16 protein-coding genes are annotated in these 15,285 nt (G+C 72.5%); 9 read left to right on the forward strand and 7 right to left on the reverse strand.

The genetic code is table 11. From position 1 onward, the window contains the following. Nucleotides 1–103: 103 nt before the first annotated feature. The gene (locus OHA81_RS17430) at nt 104–442 is read left to right on the forward strand and encodes a DUF2516 family protein (protein WP_329197033.1); all 339 of its coding nucleotides are present in this window, start codon (nt 104–106) and stop codon (nt 440–442) included. A 99-nt stretch (nt 443–541) separates the two neighbouring features. Here OHA81_RS17430 and OHA81_RS17435 read toward each other — a convergent pair whose 3' ends face one another. The 3 genes from OHA81_RS17435 to OHA81_RS17445 form a co-directional block, all read right to left on the reverse strand. Beyond that, a complete protein-coding gene (locus OHA81_RS17435; RefSeq protein WP_329197035.1) occupies nt 542–1,825 on the reverse strand; it encodes a PP2C family protein-serine/threonine phosphatase in 1,284 nt (427 codons plus the stop codon). 197 nt (nt 1,826–2,022) lie between these two features. Further along, a complete protein-coding gene (locus OHA81_RS17440; protein ID WP_329197037.1) occupies nt 2,023–3,123 on the reverse strand; it encodes a C40 family peptidase in 1,101 nt (366 codons plus the stop codon). 170 nt (nt 3,124–3,293) lie between these two features. After that, entirely contained in the window at nt 3,294–4,106 is an 813-nt protein-coding gene (locus tag OHA81_RS17445) for a class I SAM-dependent methyltransferase (RefSeq protein WP_329197039.1), read from the reverse strand. A gap of 248 nt (nt 4,107–4,354) precedes the next feature. On the opposite strand from OHA81_RS17445, the gene mshA reads away from it, so the two are divergent. Next, nucleotides 4,355–5,737, forward strand: coding sequence for a D-inositol-3-phosphate glycosyltransferase (mshA, locus tag OHA81_RS17450; protein ID WP_329197040.1), 1,383 nt, complete (start codon nt 4,355–4,357; stop codon nt 5,735–5,737). Continuing rightward, entirely contained in the window at nt 5,730–6,221 is a 492-nt protein-coding gene (locus OHA81_RS17455; RefSeq protein WP_329197041.1) for a YbjN domain-containing protein, read from the forward strand. Before mshA ends, OHA81_RS17455 begins: the two co-directional genes overlap by 8 nt. Nucleotides 6,222–6,277: 56 nt before the next feature. On the opposite strand, the gene OHA81_RS17460 is transcribed toward OHA81_RS17455, so the two are convergent. Then, nucleotides 6,278–7,558 (reverse strand): MDR family MFS transporter, encoded by a 1,281-nt coding sequence (locus OHA81_RS17460; protein ID WP_329197042.1) that lies wholly within the window; start codon nt 7,556–7,558, stop codon nt 6,278–6,280. 185 nt (nt 7,559–7,743) lie between these two features. Between OHA81_RS17460 and OHA81_RS17465 the strand changes: the two genes are divergently transcribed. Next, nucleotides 7,744–8,502, forward strand: a complete 759-nt coding sequence (locus tag OHA81_RS17465; protein WP_329197043.1) for a phosphoglyceromutase — start codon at nt 7,744–7,746, stop codon at nt 8,500–8,502. Nucleotides 8,503–8,574: 72 nt separating this feature from the next. Here the strand turns inward: OHA81_RS17465 and OHA81_RS17470 are convergent, their stop codons facing one another. Both OHA81_RS17470 and phoU read right to left on the reverse strand, forming a co-directional pair. After that, nucleotides 8,575–8,733 (reverse strand): hypothetical protein, encoded by a 159-nt coding sequence (locus tag OHA81_RS17470; protein WP_168714046.1) that lies wholly within the window; start codon nt 8,731–8,733, stop codon nt 8,575–8,577. Between the two features lie 206 nt (nt 8,734–8,939). Further along, the gene (gene phoU / locus OHA81_RS17475) at nt 8,940–9,617 is read right to left on the reverse strand and encodes a phosphate signaling complex protein PhoU (RefSeq protein ID WP_329197046.1); all 678 of its coding nucleotides are present in this window, start codon (nt 9,615–9,617) and stop codon (nt 8,940–8,942) included. Between the two features lie 265 nt (nt 9,618–9,882). Here phoU and OHA81_RS17480 point away from each other — a divergent pair, with 265 nt between their 5' ends. Continuing rightward, nucleotides 9,883–11,136, forward strand: a complete 1,254-nt coding sequence (locus OHA81_RS17480) for a sensor histidine kinase (protein WP_329197047.1) — start codon at nt 9,883–9,885, stop codon at nt 11,134–11,136. Continuing rightward, entirely contained in the window at nt 11,133–11,813 is a 681-nt protein-coding gene (locus OHA81_RS17485; RefSeq protein ID WP_030387286.1) for a response regulator transcription factor, read from the forward strand. The genes OHA81_RS17480 and OHA81_RS17485 overlap by 4 nt, the downstream gene beginning before the upstream one ends. A gap of 133 nt (nt 11,814–11,946) precedes the next feature. On the opposite strand, the gene OHA81_RS17490 is transcribed toward OHA81_RS17485, so the two are convergent. Further along, nucleotides 11,947–12,615, reverse strand: coding sequence for a DUF461 domain-containing protein (locus tag OHA81_RS17490; RefSeq protein ID WP_329197048.1), 669 nt, complete (start codon nt 12,613–12,615; stop codon nt 11,947–11,949). A gap of 615 nt (nt 12,616–13,230) precedes the next feature. Between OHA81_RS17490 and OHA81_RS17495 the strand changes: the two genes are divergently transcribed. From OHA81_RS17495 to ispF, 3 genes are all read left to right on the forward strand, one after another. Next, the gene (locus tag OHA81_RS17495) at nt 13,231–13,713 is read left to right on the forward strand and encodes a CarD family transcriptional regulator (protein WP_003953493.1); all 483 of its coding nucleotides are present in this window, start codon (nt 13,231–13,233) and stop codon (nt 13,711–13,713) included. A gap of 263 nt (nt 13,714–13,976) precedes the next feature. Beyond that, the gene (ispD, locus tag OHA81_RS17500) at nt 13,977–14,741 is read left to right on the forward strand and encodes a 2-C-methyl-D-erythritol 4-phosphate cytidylyltransferase (protein WP_329197049.1); all 765 of its coding nucleotides are present in this window, start codon (nt 13,977–13,979) and stop codon (nt 14,739–14,741) included. Then, nucleotides 14,731–15,270 (forward strand): 2-C-methyl-D-erythritol 2,4-cyclodiphosphate synthase, encoded by a 540-nt coding sequence (gene ispF / locus OHA81_RS17505; RefSeq protein WP_329197050.1) that lies wholly within the window; start codon nt 14,731–14,733, stop codon nt 15,268–15,270. Before ispD ends, ispF begins: the two co-directional genes overlap by 11 nt. Nucleotides 15,271–15,285 lie beyond the last annotated feature (15 nt).

Here is a 15,285-nt window from a genome sequence, read left to right on the forward strand (position 1 = left end):
GTGTCCGGTCCGTTGTCGTGGGTGAAGGCGGCTCTGCCAGTAGCGTGGAGGCAGGCGGTATCGGCGGTATCAGGCGGCACAAGCGCGAAGAGGCGGTCGGGCGATGTTGATGAACGGTTTCGACAACGGGGTGCTCCCCCTGCTCGGCTACGCCATGCTGGCGCTCGCCGTCGTCGCCTTCGTGCTCGCGCTGCTCGGGCGCGAGGACGCGTACCGGGCCGCGGACAAGCAGACCAAGACCTTCTGGCTGGTCATCCTCGGCATCACGGTCCTCGTGGACTTCTTCCTCGGGATGCTGTTCCTGCAGATCGCCGGTCTGGTGGCCACCATCGTCTTCTTCGTCGACGTCCGGCCGGCCCTCAAGCAGGTCTCGGGCGGCGGCCGGCGCTCCGGCGGCAGCAGCAGCGACGGGCCGTACGGACCGTACAACGGCGGGCGCTAGCGGGCGGTAGCGGGCGGTAGCAGCCGGGCGGGCGCCTGCGGTGGGGGGCGGGCGCGGGCATGGCGGGCCGGCGGGCGCGGGCCCGGCGGTCAGGCGGGGTCAGCCCTCGGCGCGCGAGAGCAGGACGACGGCGACGTCGTCGGTGAGCTCGCCGCCGTTGAGCCGGCGGGCCTCGGTGACGGAGGCTTCCAGCAGGCTTTCGCCGCTCAGGCCGGCGTCGAGGTGGCGGTTGATCATCTCGACCATGCCGTCCTGGCCCAGGCGTTCCCTGCCCTCGCCGATGCGGCCCTCGATCAGGCCGTCGGTGTAGAGCATCAGGCTCCACGCGCCGCCCAGCTCGACCTGACGCCGGGGCCAGCGGGCCTTGGGCAGCAGACCGAGCGCCGGGCCGCTGCTCTCGTACGGCAACAGCCGCGCCGAGCCGCCCGCCCGGACGATCAGCGGGGCCGGGTGGCCCGCCAGGCACAGGCCGGCGTGGCGGCCGTCGGGGGAGATGTCCACCGTGCACAGCGTCGCGAAGATCTCGTCGCAGGGCCGCTCCACTTCCAGCACCTGCTGGAGGGTGGCCAGCAGGTCGTCCCCGCACAGGCCGGCGAGGGTCAGGGCGCGCCAGGCGATGCGCAGTTCCACGCCCAGGGCGGCCTCGTCGGGGCCGTGGCCGCAGACGTCGCCGATCATGGCGTGGACGGTGCCGTCCGGGGTGCGGACGGTGTCGTAGAAGTCCCCGCCGAGCAGGGCGCGGCTGCGGCCGGGGCGGTAGCGGGCCGCGAAGCGCAGGTCGGAGCCGTCCAGGAGCGGGTTGGGCAGCAGTCCGCGTTCGAGGCGGGCGTTCTCCTGGGCGCGCAGTTTCGATTCTGCAAGCTTGTACTGGGCGACGTCGGCCCGCTTGCGTTCCACGGCGTAGCGGATGGCGCGGCTGAGGAGGCGGCCGTCGAGTTCGTCGCGGAAGAGGAAGTCCTGCGCCCCCACGCGGACGGCCTCGGCGGCGCGTTCCGCGTCGGCCTCGGCGGTGAGGACGAGTACGGCGTGGCGGGGGGCGATGCGGAGGACCTCGCGCAGGGTGGCGAGCGGGTCGTCCGCGGCGCCGCCCGGGTGGGGCAGGGAGAGGTCGAGCAGTACGCACTGCACGTCGGGGGTCAGGAGCCGGGCCGCCTCGGTGAGGTTGCGGGCGGTGCGGAGCCGGATGCGGTGGCCGTCGGCGTGGAGTATCTCCGGGACGGTGAGGTCGCCGGCGGGGTCGTCCTCGATGACCAGGAGGGTCAGGGAGGGGGCGGCGGGCAGGGCCACCTGGCCGACCTGGGTGGTGACAAGGGTGTCCCGCTGCCGCGGTACGGGTGCGGGCATCGTCTCCGGTTCCTTCGCTCCCCCCGAGGGTGCGCTCATGCGGTTGACCCTAGCGGGCCGGTGCGGGCGGGGGAACGGCGGCGCGGGACGGAGCCCGCGTCATATGCCGTTATCGCGGGGAAAGCCGGGGCGCGGGATGACGAACGTCACCACCGCCGCACCCGCCCCGTCCCGCCCATCGAGACAGGACCCCGCCGGGGCGGGGCCGGGCCCGCGCCGCCGCCGCGGGACCCGGGTCACGCGTCCGGGCGGACCACCGCCTTGATCGGCATGGAGCCCGCGCCCGCGACGGTGACGTTGCGGCCGGGGCGCGGTGCGTGGATGATCGCGCCGTCGCCCACGTACAGGGCCACGTGGCTGGCGTCGTCGAAGTAGATGATCAGATCGCCCGGGCGCATGTCCTTGACCGCCACCTTCGGCAGCAGCCGCAGCTGCTCCTGCGAGGTCCGCGGGATGGGCCGGCCCGCCGCCAGCCACGCCTGCGAGGTCAGGCCGGAGCAGTCGTACGACTGCGGGCCCACCGCGCCCCACACGTACGGCTTGCCCACCTGGGCGGTGGCGAACTGGATCGCCTTCCTGCCCGCTTCCGACGCCGTGCCGTTGATCTCCTTCAAGACGCCCGAGGACAGCCAGGCCGTCTGTGCCTGACGCTGCGCGTCCTGTTCCAGCTGGAGCAGCCGGGCCTTCTCCTCGGCCTGGAGCTTGCTCTCCAGCTCCTGCGCCGCCTTGATCTTCTCCTCGATCTGCTTCTTCGAGGCCTCCTGCTTGACCCGGTTCGCCTCCAGCTTCTGCCACAGCGCGCTCGCGTCCTTCGCGTACCGCTGGAGGTCGTTCTGGGTGCGGTTCAGTTCGGCGAGCAGGTCCGCGGTGGCCTTCTCGCCCTGCCGCAGCCGGTCCGCGCCGTCCAGGTACTGGCCCGGGCTGCCGCTCAGCGCGAGCCGCGCGCCCGGCGGCAGGCCGCCCGAGCGGTACTGGGCGCGGGCGGCGGCACCCGCGCGGTCCTTCAAGGAGGTGATCCGGTCCCGGCCGGCCGCTATCAGCTTGGCGAGCTCCACGACCCGTTCGGACTGCGCCTTCGTCTCGCTCTCCGCCTGGTTGTACGCGTCCGTGGCCGTCCCGGCCTGGCGGTACAGGTCCTCGATCTCCTTGCGGACCTGCTCCAGGGTCTTGGTCCCCGGCTCCGGCGCCACGGGCACACCCGGCGCACCCGGCGCGACCGGCGCCGCGTAGGCGGTCGTCGGAAGACCGAGGGCCGGCGCCGCCGCCAGTACCGCCATCGCGCACAGCAGAGTGAGAGCGGACGCGCCGCGTCGCCGCGCTCGCTTCACGGTCCCCATGGTTCCCCCCATGCGCCTGCAGTCAGAGGGGACATCACCCGACATCACATCTGACTATTCATCAGTAACTTGTTGCTGCTTTCGGGATGGTGCCACGCGTCGGTGAATTCCGACACCCTCTGTGGATAACCCCCGCACCACCCGACGGGCGACGGTCGCCCACGCGGAAGTCACCCCGCCGGGCGCAACGCCTCCCAGCGCACCGTGAGTTCCCCCTGCCGCCACCGCACCGGCCCGTCCGCGAGCGGCCAGTCGACGGCCAGCGCCCGCGCCGTCCGGATCCAGCGCTGCCGCGCCCCGTACGAGGCGTACGGGGCGGCCGCCGCCCACGCCCGGTCGAAGTCGCGCAGGAACGCGTGCACCGGCTCACCGGGCACGTTCCGGTGGATCAGCGCCTTCGGCAGCCGCTCCGCCAGGTCCGAGGGGCGCTCCAGGGAGCCCAGCCGGGTCGCGAAGGTCACCGTGCGCGCCCCCTCCGGGCCGAGTGCGACCCATACGTGCCGCCGCCCGATCTCGTCGCACGTCCCCTCGACGAGCAGCCCGCCCGGGGCCAGCCGTGCGCACAGCCGCCGCCACACCGCCTCGACCTGCTCCTCGTCGTACTGGCGCAGTACGTTCGCCGCGCGGATCAGCATCGGCGCCGCTCCGCCGTCCAGCGGGACCTCGAAGCCGCCGTGCCGGAAGCTGAGCCCGTCCCGTTCGTACGGCTTCGCCCCCGCCACCCGGGCCGGCTCGATCTCGATGCCGACCACCCGCACCCCCGGAGCCGCCTCCCGCAGCCGGGCCAGCAGCTCGACCGCCGTCCAGGGCGCGGCCCCGTAGCCGAGGTCCACCGCGACCGGTGCCTCGGCACGCCGCAGGGCGGCCCCGTGCGTGGCCGCGATCCAGCGGTCCATCCGGCGCAGGCGGTTGGGGTTCGTGGTCCCGCGCGTGACCGTGCCCACGGGGCGTCTGGGGGGCGGTGGGGTGCTGCGGGAAACCATGCGCCGAGCGTATGCGGGCGGGCGGGGGAGCGGAAAACCAGCCGGGCGCCCCCGCCGCGCCCGGGGCGGGCGTCTCCCGAGGCCGTGGTGAGCGTGGCCCCCGAAAGATAAGGAGAGGGAAATCCGTCCACCCCGGAATGCGGGACGCGCCCGCACGGGTTGCACTCCTTGCAGGGCGCACACCGCGCTCCGCGAGTCATGCCCTGCGCCAGCCCCAGCGCGCCGTCCGAGCGAGAGGAACTGCTCCCTTGAGCCAGTACGTGTCCCGCTTCGGCGGCAGTATCAGCGGCCGCATCGCCGCCGCCCGCTCGACCCGGCACGAGCCGCCCCGCCTGCGCCTGCCGGCCGTGGGCCACTCGCGCAAGCCCCGCCGCGTCGCCATGCTCAGCGTGCACACCTCACCCCTGCACCAGCCCGGCACCGGCGACGCCGGCGGTATGAACGTGTACATCGTCGAGCTCGCCAAGCGGCTGGCCGCGATCAACATCGAGGTCGAAATATTCACCCGCGCCACCACCGGCGGGCTCCCGCCCCGCGTCGAGCTGGCCCCGGGGGTCCTCGTCCGGCACGTGGACGCGGGTCCGTACGAAGGCCTCGCCAAGGAGGAGCTGCCGGCCCAGCTGTGCGCCTTCACCCACGGCGTGATGCAGGCATGGGCCGGGCACCGCCCCGGCTACTACGACCTCGTCCACTCCCACTACTGGCTCTCCGGCCACGTCGGCTGGCTCGCCGCCGAACGCTGGGGCGTGCCGCTCGTACACGCCATGCACACCATGGCCAAGGTCAAGAACGCGGCGCTCGCCGAGGGCGACACCCCCGAGCCCGCCGCCCGCGTCATCGGCGAGACGCAGATCGTCAAGGCCGCCGACCGGCTCATCGCCAACACCGCCGAGGAAGCCGACGAACTCGTGCGGCACTACGAGGCCGACCCCGGCAAGGTCGCCGTCGTCCACCCCGGCGTGAACCTCGACCGCTTCACCGTCGGCGACGGCCGGGCCGCCGCCCGCGCCCGCCTCGGGCTCCCGCAGGAGGCCGTGATCCCCCTCTTCGCGGGCCGGATCCAGCCGCTCAAGGCCCCCGACATCCTGCTGAGGGCGGTCGCCGTACTGGTCGACCGCGATCCTTCGCTGCGCGCGCGCCTCTTCGTACCCGTCGTCGGCGGCCCCAGCGGCAGCGGCCTCGCCAAGCCCGAGGGGCTGCAGAAGCTCGCGGCGAAGCTCGGCATCGCGGACGTCGTCCACTTCCACCCCCCGGTCGCGCAGGACCGCCTCGCCGACTGGTTCCGGGCGGCGTCGGTGCTGGTCATGCCCTCGTACAACGAATCCTTCGGGCTCGTGGCGATCGAGGCGCAGGCGACCGGCACCCCGGTGCTCGCGGCGGAGGTCGGCGGACTGCCGGTCGCCGTCAACGACGGCGTGACGGGGATCCTCGTACCCGGACACGACCCGGTGGACTACGCGAGGGAGCTGCGCCGCTTCCTGGACGAACCCTCGCTCGCGGACCGGATGGGCGCCGAGGCCGCGCGGCACGCGCAGTTCTTCGGCTGGGACACGGCGGCGAGCGGCACGGCGGACGTGTACACCGCGGCGATGCATGATCATCGCCGTCGCGTACGCTCCCACCATGGCTGACGCTGACACCGCCGCGATCGTCGAGAGCACCCTGTCCGAGGCCGGACTGGACTGGGAGAGCCCGTCACCGGGCTCGTACGTCGTCCAGCTGCCCGGCACGCGCAAGCTGAGCACCACGTGCTCGCTGCGGGTCGGCAAGCACTCCCTGTCGGTGAACGCCTTCGTCATCCGCCACCCCGACGAGAACGAGGCGGGCGTCCACCGCTGGCTGCTGGAGCGCAACCTCAAGCTGTACGGGATGGCGTACGCGGTCGACGGCCTCGGCGACGTCTACCTCACGGCGCGGCTCCCGCTGAGCGTGGTCACCCCGGCCGACCTGGACCGGTTGCTCGGCACGGTCCTGGAGGCGGCGGACGGGGCGTTCAACACGCTGCTGGAGCTGGGCTTCGCGAGCGCGATCCGGCGCGAGTACGAGTGGCGCGTCTCGCGCGGGGAATCCACCCGCAACCTGGACGCCTTCCGGCACCTGACGCGCCCGGCCTGAGCCGCCCCGGCCCGAGCAGGCCCGACGGCCCGGCCCGAGCCGGACCCGCCGCCCTTTCAGGCGGCGGCGTCCGCGACCTGCGCCGTGGCGGGGGAGGCGGTGGCCGCCGGAGCGGCGAGCACCGCGGAGCCCTCCGCCGGCAGCCGCCGCATCAGCAGCCAGTACCCCAGCCCGGCCACCGACCCGAGCACCCCGGTCGCCCCCCACAGCCACCCGGCCCCGAGGCGGTCGATCACGTAGCCGGCCATCAGCGGCGCCAGCAGCGAGGCCACCGCCCAGGACAGCGTGTACATGCCCTGGTAGCGCCCCCGCCCGTGCACCGGCGACAGCCGCGCCACGAGCCCCATCTGCGTCGGCGAGTTCACGATCTCCGCCAGCGTCCACAGGCACACCGTCAGCGCGTACGTCCACAGCGACCCGGCGAAGGCCGTCATCGCGAACCCGTACCCCGCCAGCAGCGCCGAGACCACCAGCAGCCGCTGCGGGTCCCGGTGCTCGATGAACCGGGTGACCGGGATCTGGAGCAGCACGATCAGCAGCCCGTTCGACGCGATGACCAGACCGTAGTCCCCGGCCGAGAACCCGGCCGCGCCCATGGCCACCGGCAGGCCCACCGACCCCTGGGTGAAGATCAGCGAGATCAGGAACGACAGCCCGACGACCCCCATGAACCGCCCGTCGCGCAGCACCGTCCCCAGCCCGATCGCCGGCCCGGCGTCCCCGCCCGCGGCGGCGTCCCTCACCGGCCGGGACTCGGGGAGCTTCACGAACACCAGCACCGCGCACAGCAGGGTCAGCGTCGCCTCTCCGAGGAACCCGGCCAGGTAGCTGTACTCCGCCACCAGTCCGGCCGCCATCGCGCTGACGCCGAAGCCCAGGTTGATCGCCCAGTAGTTCAGGGCGAAGGCCCGTACCCGGTCCTCGGGACGGACGATGTCCGCCATCATCGCCGTGACCGCCGGGCGGGAGGCGTTCGAGGTCATGCCGACGAGCAGCGCGACCGCGGCGATCGCCGCCGGACGTTCCATGAACCCGAGCAGCGCCACCGAGAACGCGGTCGAGAGCTGCGCGGCGAGCAGCGTGGGCCGCCGCCCCAGCCGGTCCGTCATCACACCCGCGACCAGCGAGGACAGCACGCCGCCCAGCCCGTGGAGGGCGAGGACGAGACCGGCGAACGAGGCCGAGTAGCCCCGGTCGATGGTCAGGTAGAGGGTCATGAAGGTGGCGACGAAGGCCCCGAGCCGGTTGACCAGCGTGCTCGTCCACAGCCACCAGAAGGCGCGCGGCAGCCCTGACACGCTCTCGCGTGCCCCCCGTGTCAAACGGCCCACCGACATACGGATCCCCCCAGGAAGTAAGTGTCTCTCCGGCGCTCCGCACGCTACGAGCGTGCGCGGTCGGACCGCCACCCAATTGACGCCGCGTGTCAATCCGGCGGGGAACGCGACAGGTGCGCAAGGGGCCCGCGGCAGGCGTGGACACCGCGCGCAGGCGCCCCGGGCCGTCCATTAGGCTCGTACGCATGGCCGACGCACCGTACAAGCTGATCCTCCTCCGCCACGGCGAGAGCGAGTGGAACGCGAAGAACCTGTTCACCGGCTGGGTGGACGTCAACCTCAACGAGAAGGGCGAGAAGGAGGCGGTCCGCGGCGGTGAGCTGCTCAAGGACGCCGGCCTGCTCCCCGATGTCGTGCACACCTCGCTCCAGAAGCGCGCGATCCGCACCGCGCAGCTGGCGCTGGAGGCCGCCGACCGCCACTGGATCCCGGTCCACCGCTCCTGGCGCCTGAACGAGCGCCACTACGGTGCGCTCCAGGGCAAGGACAAGGCGCAGACGCTCGCCGAGTTCGGCGAGGAGCAGTTCATGCTGTGGCGCCGCTCGTACGACACCCCGCCGCCGCCCCTCGAGGACGGCACGGAGTTCTCGCAGTCCGACGACGCGCGCTACGCGACGATCCCGCCGGAGCTGCGCCCGCGCACGGAGTGCCTCAAGGACGTCGTCGTGCGCATGCTCCCGTACTGGTACGACGCCATCGTCCCGGACCTGCTGACCGGCCGCACCGTCCTGGTCGCCGCCCACGGCAACTCCCTGCGCGCCCTGGTCAAGCACCTGGACGGCATCTCGGACGCCGACATCGCGGGCCTGAACATCCCGACCGGCATCCCGCTCTCCTACGAGCTGGACGCCGACTTCAAGCCCCTCACCCCGGGCGGCACCTACCTCGACCCGACCGCCGCCGCGGCCGCCATCGAGGCCGTCAAGAACCAGGGCAAGAAGTAACCCCACGCACGCAAAGGCCCCCCGGCCGTGGAGGATCCGCGGGCGGGGGGCCTTCGTGCGGGCCGGGCCGGGTCAGCCGCCGCATTGGCAGGGGGCGCCGGACTGGCAGCCGCAGCCGCAGCCCGAGCCGCAGCCGCAGGCCGCCAGCAGCGGCAGGCGCAGCGGCTCCCGCGACGGCGGTGGCTGCGGCTGCTCGTGCTCCGGGGTGATGGGGACGGGGGAATCGGGCATGGATCCTCCTCGCAGGCGGTGCGCGGGCGGTGTGCCTTCGTCCCCATTCACGCCCAGTGCCCGCGGCGCGTCAACGGCGCATTGGAGCTCGGCGCGTACGACGTGCCCCGCACGTGGGACGTGCCCGACGTGCCCCGTGCCCGTCGTTTCCCGGGCCCGGCGTGCCAGTGCCCGACGTGTCCCGGGCCCGGCGCGCTCGGGTTCCCTCAGACGCCCTCGACCTGGGTCGGGGGCTGGAGCTCGTCCGCGTGCTCGCCCGTCACCAGGTAGACGACCCGCTTCGCCACCGACACCGCGTGGTCCGCGAAGCGCTCGTAGTAGCGGCCCAGCAGCGTCACGTCGACCGCCGTCTCGATGCCGTGCTTCCAGCGGTCGTCCATCAGGTGCTGGAACAGCGTGCGGTGCAGCTGGTCCATCTCGTCGTCGTCCTGCTCCAGCTGGAGCGCCAGGTCCACGTCCTTCGTGATGATGACCTCGGCAGCCTTGGCCATCAACCGCTGCGCCAGCTGACCCATCTCCAGCATGGTGGCGTGCAGGTCCCGCGGCACCGCCGTGTCCGGGAAGCGCAACCGCGCCAGCTTCGCCACGTGCTGTGCCAGGTCGCCGGAGCGCTCCAGGTCGGCGCTCATGCGCAGCGAGGTCACGACGATGCGCAGATCGGTGGCGACCGGCTGCTGCCGGGCGAGCAGCGCGATGGCGCGGGCTTCCAGGTCGTGCTGGAGGTCGTCGACCTTCTGGTCGGCGGCGATGACGCTCTCCGCCAGCTTGAGGTCGGCGTCGAGCATGGACGTCGTGGCCCGCCCGATCGCGGAACCGACGAGCCGCGCCATCTCGACCAGGCTCTCTCCGATCGAGTCCAGTTCCTCGTGGTACGCGTCGCGCATGGTGTCCCTCTCTTGCCTGCTCGCTTACTGCTACTGCTTACCGCTCGTCACCGCTCGCTCATCAGGAGCTGTTCAGGAGCCGTGGGGCGCTCCGGCGGCCGCATGGCCGCCCGGCCCCACGTTGACACGGTCGGCGGCGAACGCGTCCGACTCCGGCACCCCAAGTGAATCAGCACGGTCGTCAGGGTGAACTCTGGGCGACGAGTGTTCGAGCTGCCACCCGAACGGCTGTGGAAGTGTCACGACGCCTGCTTAACCTGGATCCATGGACGTGAACGCGGCGGTCGCCGCAGCTGCAGCGATCGCCGGTCTTTGCACCGGCGTGATCGCGATGCTGGCGTTCCGCTGGAGCGAGCGCGACCAGGCCCGCCCCACCAGGAGCTCCATGCGCCCCGACATCAACGCGGTACTCCCGCCCGGAGTGGACACCGTCCTCTCCGTGCTCCGCTCCTCCGCCGTCGTGCTCGACGAGGGGGACGCGGTCGTCAAGGCCAGCTCGGCGGCGTACGCCCTCGGCCTGGTCCGCGGCGGCAAGCTCGCCGTGGAGCCGATGCTCCACATGGCCCGCGACACCCGGCGGGACGGGGAGATACGCCAGGTCGAGCTCGACCTGCCGCGCCGCGGCACCGGCCGCGGCGAGGCCCTCGCCGTCTCCGCCCGCGTCGCGCCGCTCGGCTCCCGCCTGGTGCTGCTGCTGGTCGAGGACCTGACGGAGGCCCGCCGGATCGAGGCGGTCCGCCGCGACTTCGTCGCGAACGTCTCGCACGAGCTGAAGACCCCCGTCGGGGCGATCTCCCTGCTCTCCGAGGCCGTCATGGACGCCAGCGACGACCCCGAGGCGGTCAGCCGCTTCGCCGGCCGCATGCAGATCGAGGCCACCCGCCTGATCAACCTCGTACAGGAGCTCATCGACCTCTCCCGGGTACAGAACGACGACCCGCTGGAGGACGCCGAGCCCGTCCGCGTGGACACCCTGGTCGCGGAGGCCATCGACCGCTGCCGGCACACCGCGACCTCCAAGCAGATCCACATGGCCGCCGGAGGCACCGCCGACCTGCGGGTATGGGGCAACCGCGGCCAGCTCGCGGCGGCCCTCGGCAACCTCGTGGAGAACGCCGTCAACTACAGCCCGGCCCGCACCCGCGTCGGCATCGCCGCGCGCCGGGTGGCCGCGCCGGGGGGAGACTTGATCGAGATAGCCGTGACCGACCAGGGCATCGGCATCCCGGAAAAGGACCGTGAGCGCATCTTCGAGCGCTTCTACCGTGTGGACCCCGCCCGCTCCCGCGCCACGGGAGGAACCGGGCTGGGCCTCGCCATCGTGAAGCACGTGGCGGCTTCGCACGGCGGCGAGGTGTCGGTCTGGAGCTCCGAGGGACAGGGGTCCACCTTCACCCTTCGCCTTCCCGAAGCGGCCGCACCCGCCCCCCAGGCCACCGCCCCCGCCGCCGCCGCCCCCTCCGCCCGAACCCAGACCGACTCTGAAACAGCCATCCCTGCCCCGGAGGTCCTTCCGTGACCCGAGTGCTCGTCGTCGAGGATGAGGAATCCTTCAGCGACGCCCTGTCCTACATGCTCCGCAAGGAGGGCTTCGAGGTCGCGATCGCCGCGACCGGCCCCGACGGGCTTGACGAGTTCGAGCGCAACGGCGCCGACCTCGTCCTCCTCGACCTGATGCTCCCCGGCCTGCCCGGCACGGAGGTCTGCCGCCAGCTGCGCGGCCGTTCCAACGTCCCGGTGATCATGGTGACCGCCAAGGACAGCGAGATCGACAAGGTGGTCGGCCTGGAGATAGGAGCCGACGACTACGTCACCAAGCCCTTCTCCTCGCGGGAACTGGTCGCCCGCATCCGGGCGGTCCTGCGCCGCCGCGGCGAGCCGGAGGAGGTCACCCCGGCCGCCCTGGAGGCCGGGCCGGTACGGATGGACGTCGACCGGCACGTGGTCACCGTCGCCGGCGGGAAGGTGGACCTCCCGCTCAAGGAGTTCGACCTGCTGGAGATGCTGCTGCGCAACGCGGGCCGCGTCCTGACCCGCATGCAGCTGATCGACCGGGTCTGGGGCGCCGACTACGTGGGTGACACCAAGACCCTCGACGTCCACGTCAAGCGCCTTCGCGCCAAGATCGAGCCGGACCCGGGCGCGCCGCGCTACCTGGTCACCGTCCGCGGCCTGGGCTACAAGTTCGAGCCGTAAGCCGCAGCCCGGGCCGCAGCGGCAGCCTCAGCCGCAGTGGCAGCCGCAGTCGCAGCCGCAGGAACGGTGAACACGGGAAGGGCCCCCCTCCGCAGCGGAGGGGGGCCCTTCCCGTACGTCGTGCCTACGCGCCTCAGTGGCCGGCGGCGTGCGAAGCCGAACCCGAGGGGGTGCCGGACGGCGCGCCCGAAGCGGCACCGGACGGGCTGCCCGACGGCGCGCCCGAGGGGGTCCCGGACGGGCTGCCCGAGGGGCTCGCGCCGGCCGCGCCGGGGGCGGGGGCCGGGGCCTCGGTCGGGCCGAAGGCGGCGTACATGCCGGCGCCGGGGACGACGTAGGCGTCGAGCTTCACGTCGCCCGTGCTGCTCAGCTGGAAGACGACCTCCTGCACGTTGCCGTCCTGGACCGCCTCGCGGCCGCCCTCGACCACGGCGGAGGCGTTGCCCTTGCCACCGAGCACCACGGAGCCGCCGGCCGGAACGGTGATCTTGCCGGAGCCCTCGGCCGGCTTGAGCGTCACCTTCGTCTTGCCACCCGCGAGGGTGATGCCGTCGAGGGTCTGCGGGGTGTCGCCGGCGTTGAAGACGGTCGCGGAGACGGCGGCCGGGCCCTTCTTCTCCTTGGAGCTCTGGGTGATCACCAGTGCGTTCTGGATCTTGATGTTGCCCTTGGTGACGGCGGCGTTGTCCGGCTTGATCTCCAGAGTCTGCGCGTCGGTGCCCGCAGCGCATGCGGAGAGCGAAGCGATCGAGAACACGATGGCGGTAGCGGCGAGAGCGCCGCGTCGAAGGCTGCGGCTCACGGCGGCGGCAACTCCTTGGACGTACGGACGGAAGGTGGACGACCCCAGCTCGCGCTGGGGGAGGTGCCCCGTCGGACGGCTGAGGTAAAGCCGCCCTAAGGGTGTGTCAGCGCGCTTAGGTTACCGAGCCGCCGCCCCGCCCCCGCACCCGACCCTCCGCAGTGCCCGACCTGCCCGGTACGGGTCCGGGCGATCACCAATTCCCCATATCGCGCGGAGATCGCCGACGCGCGGTTCGCGGGCCCCTCCGCCCGCCGTCCGTTGATCAATTCCCGCTTTCCCGCCGGCGGGCCCGGTGATCAAATCGCGGATTGGGCCGGAACCGCTCCGTACGGGTGCCCGCCAGTCGAACGGAGTAGTTCGTTTTACAGCCTTCGAACCCGGCAAAACGGGACGTACATCACACTGAACGACGCGTTCGCCAGGTGTAGCGTGGTCGTTTCGTCCGGTCCGCACAGCGCCTCCGACCTGCGAATACCCCCTTCCGGAAGCCTTCCGCAGCACGTACGTGTCGCTGTTGTCAAGCCCCGAGATGTGCCCTGACCTGCGAAAACGCCATTCATAACGGTCAGTTCTCGTGTTACCCTGGATAGCCACGGAAGGGGTACCTGTCACATGACGTTCAAGGTTGGCGACACCGTGGTCTATCCCCATCACGGGGCCGCGCTGATCGAGGCCATTGAGACTCGTCAGATCAAAGGCGTGGACAAGACCTACTTGGTGCTCAAGGTCGCCCAGGGCGACCTGACGGTTCGTGTGCCTGCGGACAATGCGGAGTTCGTCGGCGTTCGCGACGTAGTCGGCCAGGACGGGCTGGACCGGGTCTTCGAGGTGCTCCGCGCACCGTATGCAGAAGAACCGACGAACTGGTCCCGGCGCTACAAGGCAAATCTGGAGAAGCTCGCTTCTGGCGACGTCATCAAGGTCGCCGAAGTGGTGCGCGACCTGTGGCGCCGTGAGCGTGAGCGCGGGCTTTCCGCGGGCGAGAAGCGCATGCTCGCGAAGGCGCGCCAGATCCTGGTGAGCGAGCTCGCGCTCGCCGAGAACACCAACGAGGACAAGGCCGAGGCCCTCCTCGACGAGGTCCTCGCGTCCTGACGCGAGGAACCCGTACGCGACGAGCCGGACGGATCCGTTCCACGGATCCCGTCGTACAGGCCCTTCGCAGACAGTTGTGCCGCGGTGCCCGATGACAAGGAAACTTGTTGCCGGGCGCTGCGGCATGTCTGTACCCCGTACCCCCCATCCTGCCCAGCCGACTCGCCCGGTCGTCACGGAAGGGGCGATGGCGTCGTACCCGGAGTCACCCTCAACGCCATACCCATGTCGGCCGAAGTCACAAACCTGGCTCGGAGCTACTGATGTCTGACGAATCGCGCCCCCACCGCACCGCCGCCGTCATCCCGGCCGCCGGGCGTGGGGTACGCCTCGGCCCCGGCGCCCCCAAGGCCCTGCGGGCCATCGGCGGGACACCGATGCTGATCCACGCCGTCCGCGCCATGGCCCGCTCCCGCGCGGTCTCGCTCGTCGTGGTCGTCGCCCCCTCCGACGGCGCGCCCGAGGTGCGCCGCCTGCTCGACGAGCATCCGCTGCCGGAGCGGACCGAGGTGCTGGTCGTACCGGGCCGCGAGACCCGCCAGGGATCCGTACGCGCGGGCCTGGAGGCGCTCCCGGCAGACGTCACCTGCGTACTCGTCCACGACGCGGCCCGCCCGCTGGTCCCCGTCGAGACGGTCGACGCCGTCGTGGAGGCCGTCCGCGACGGCGCCCCCGCCGTGGTGCCCGCGCTGGCGCTGGCCGACACCGTCAAGGAGGTCGAGCCCGGCAAGCCCGGCGAGCCGGAGCCCGTCGTCGCCACCCCCGAGCGGGCCCGGCTGCGCGCCGTCCAGACCCCGCAGGGCTTCGACCTCGCCACGCTGCGCCGCGCCCACGAGAAGTTCGCCTCGGCCACCGGTCCCGGCGCCGAGGGCGAGGGCGCCACGGACGACGCCGGCATGGTGGAGCGCCTCGGCGTCACCGTCGTCACGGTCCCCGGCCACGAAGAGGCGTTCAAGGTGACCCGCCCGCTCGACCTGGTCCTCGCCGAGGCCGTACTCGCCCGCAGGAGGGCCACCGATGCCTACTAGTCCCGCCGGTCCCGCCAGCCCCGACGCCGCCGGCGCCCCCGCCGCCCCGCTGATCCCGCTCGTCGGCATCGGCACCGACGTGCACGCCTTCGAGACCGGCCGCGAACTGTGGTGCGCCGGCCTGCTGTGGGAGGGCGAGGACGGCCTCGCCGGACACTCCGACGGCGACGTCGCCGCGCACGCCGCCTGCGACGCCCTCTTCTCGGCCGCCGGGGCCGGCGACCTCGGCGCGCACTTCGGCACCTCCCGGCCCGAGTGGTCCGGCGCCGCCGGCGTCACGCTCCTCGCGGAGGCCGCCCGCATCGTCCGGGCCGAGGGCTTCGAGATCGGCAACATCGCGATCCAGGTGATCGGCGTACGCCCGAAGATCGGCAAGCGGCGTGAAGAGGCGCAGAAGGCGCTGGCGGCCGCCGCGGGCGCCCCCGTATCCGTCTCGGGCACCACCACCGACGGTCTCGGTCTCACCGGCCGCGCCGAGGGCCTCGCCGCCATCGCCACGGCCCTCGTCTACCGGACGAACCCGTCCTAGAGGTACGTACGCACC

This window comes from Streptomyces sp. NBC_00667 (assembly GCF_036226825.1).
Classification (GTDB): Bacteria; Actinomycetota; Actinomycetes; order Streptomycetales; family Streptomycetaceae; genus Streptomyces.

What these genes read in the sequence shown, in the direction of transcription:
- OHA81_RS17430 (WP_329197033.1), top strand. Translation starts at nt 104, where the DNA reads ATGTTGATGAACGGTTTCGACAACGGGGTGCTCCCCCTGCTCGGCTAC.
- OHA81_RS17435 (WP_329197035.1), bottom strand. Translation starts at nt 1,825, where the DNA reads ATGAGCGCACCCTCGGGGGGAGCGAAGGAACCGGAGACGATGCCCGCA.
- OHA81_RS17440 (WP_329197037.1), bottom strand. Translation starts at nt 3,123, where the DNA reads ATGGGGACCGTGAAGCGAGCGCGGCGACGCGGCGCGTCCGCTCTCACT.
- OHA81_RS17445 (WP_329197039.1), bottom strand. Translation starts at nt 4,106, where the DNA reads ATGGTTTCCCGCAGCACCCCACCGCCCCCCAGACGCCCCGTGGGCACG.
- OHA81_RS17455 (WP_329197041.1), top strand. Translation starts at nt 5,730, where the DNA reads ATGGCTGACGCTGACACCGCCGCGATCGTCGAGAGCACCCTGTCCGAG.
- OHA81_RS17460 (WP_329197042.1), bottom strand. Translation starts at nt 7,558, where the DNA reads ATGTCGGTGGGCCGTTTGACACGGGGGGCACGCGAGAGCGTGTCAGGG.
- OHA81_RS17465 (WP_329197043.1), top strand. Translation starts at nt 7,744, where the DNA reads ATGGCCGACGCACCGTACAAGCTGATCCTCCTCCGCCACGGCGAGAGC.
- OHA81_RS17470 (WP_168714046.1), bottom strand. Translation starts at nt 8,733, where the DNA reads ATGCCCGATTCCCCCGTCCCCATCACCCCGGAGCACGAGCAGCCGCAG.
- phoU (WP_329197046.1), bottom strand. Translation starts at nt 9,617, where the DNA reads ATGCGCGACGCGTACCACGAGGAACTGGACTCGATCGGAGAGAGCCTG.
- OHA81_RS17480 (WP_329197047.1), top strand. Translation starts at nt 9,883, where the DNA reads ATGGACGTGAACGCGGCGGTCGCCGCAGCTGCAGCGATCGCCGGTCTT.
- OHA81_RS17495 (WP_003953493.1), top strand. Translation starts at nt 13,231, where the DNA reads ATGACGTTCAAGGTTGGCGACACCGTGGTCTATCCCCATCACGGGGCC.
- ispD (WP_329197049.1), top strand. Translation starts at nt 13,977, where the DNA reads ATGTCTGACGAATCGCGCCCCCACCGCACCGCCGCCGTCATCCCGGCC.
- ispF (WP_329197050.1), top strand. Translation starts at nt 14,731, where the DNA reads ATGCCTACTAGTCCCGCCGGTCCCGCCAGCCCCGACGCCGCCGGCGCC.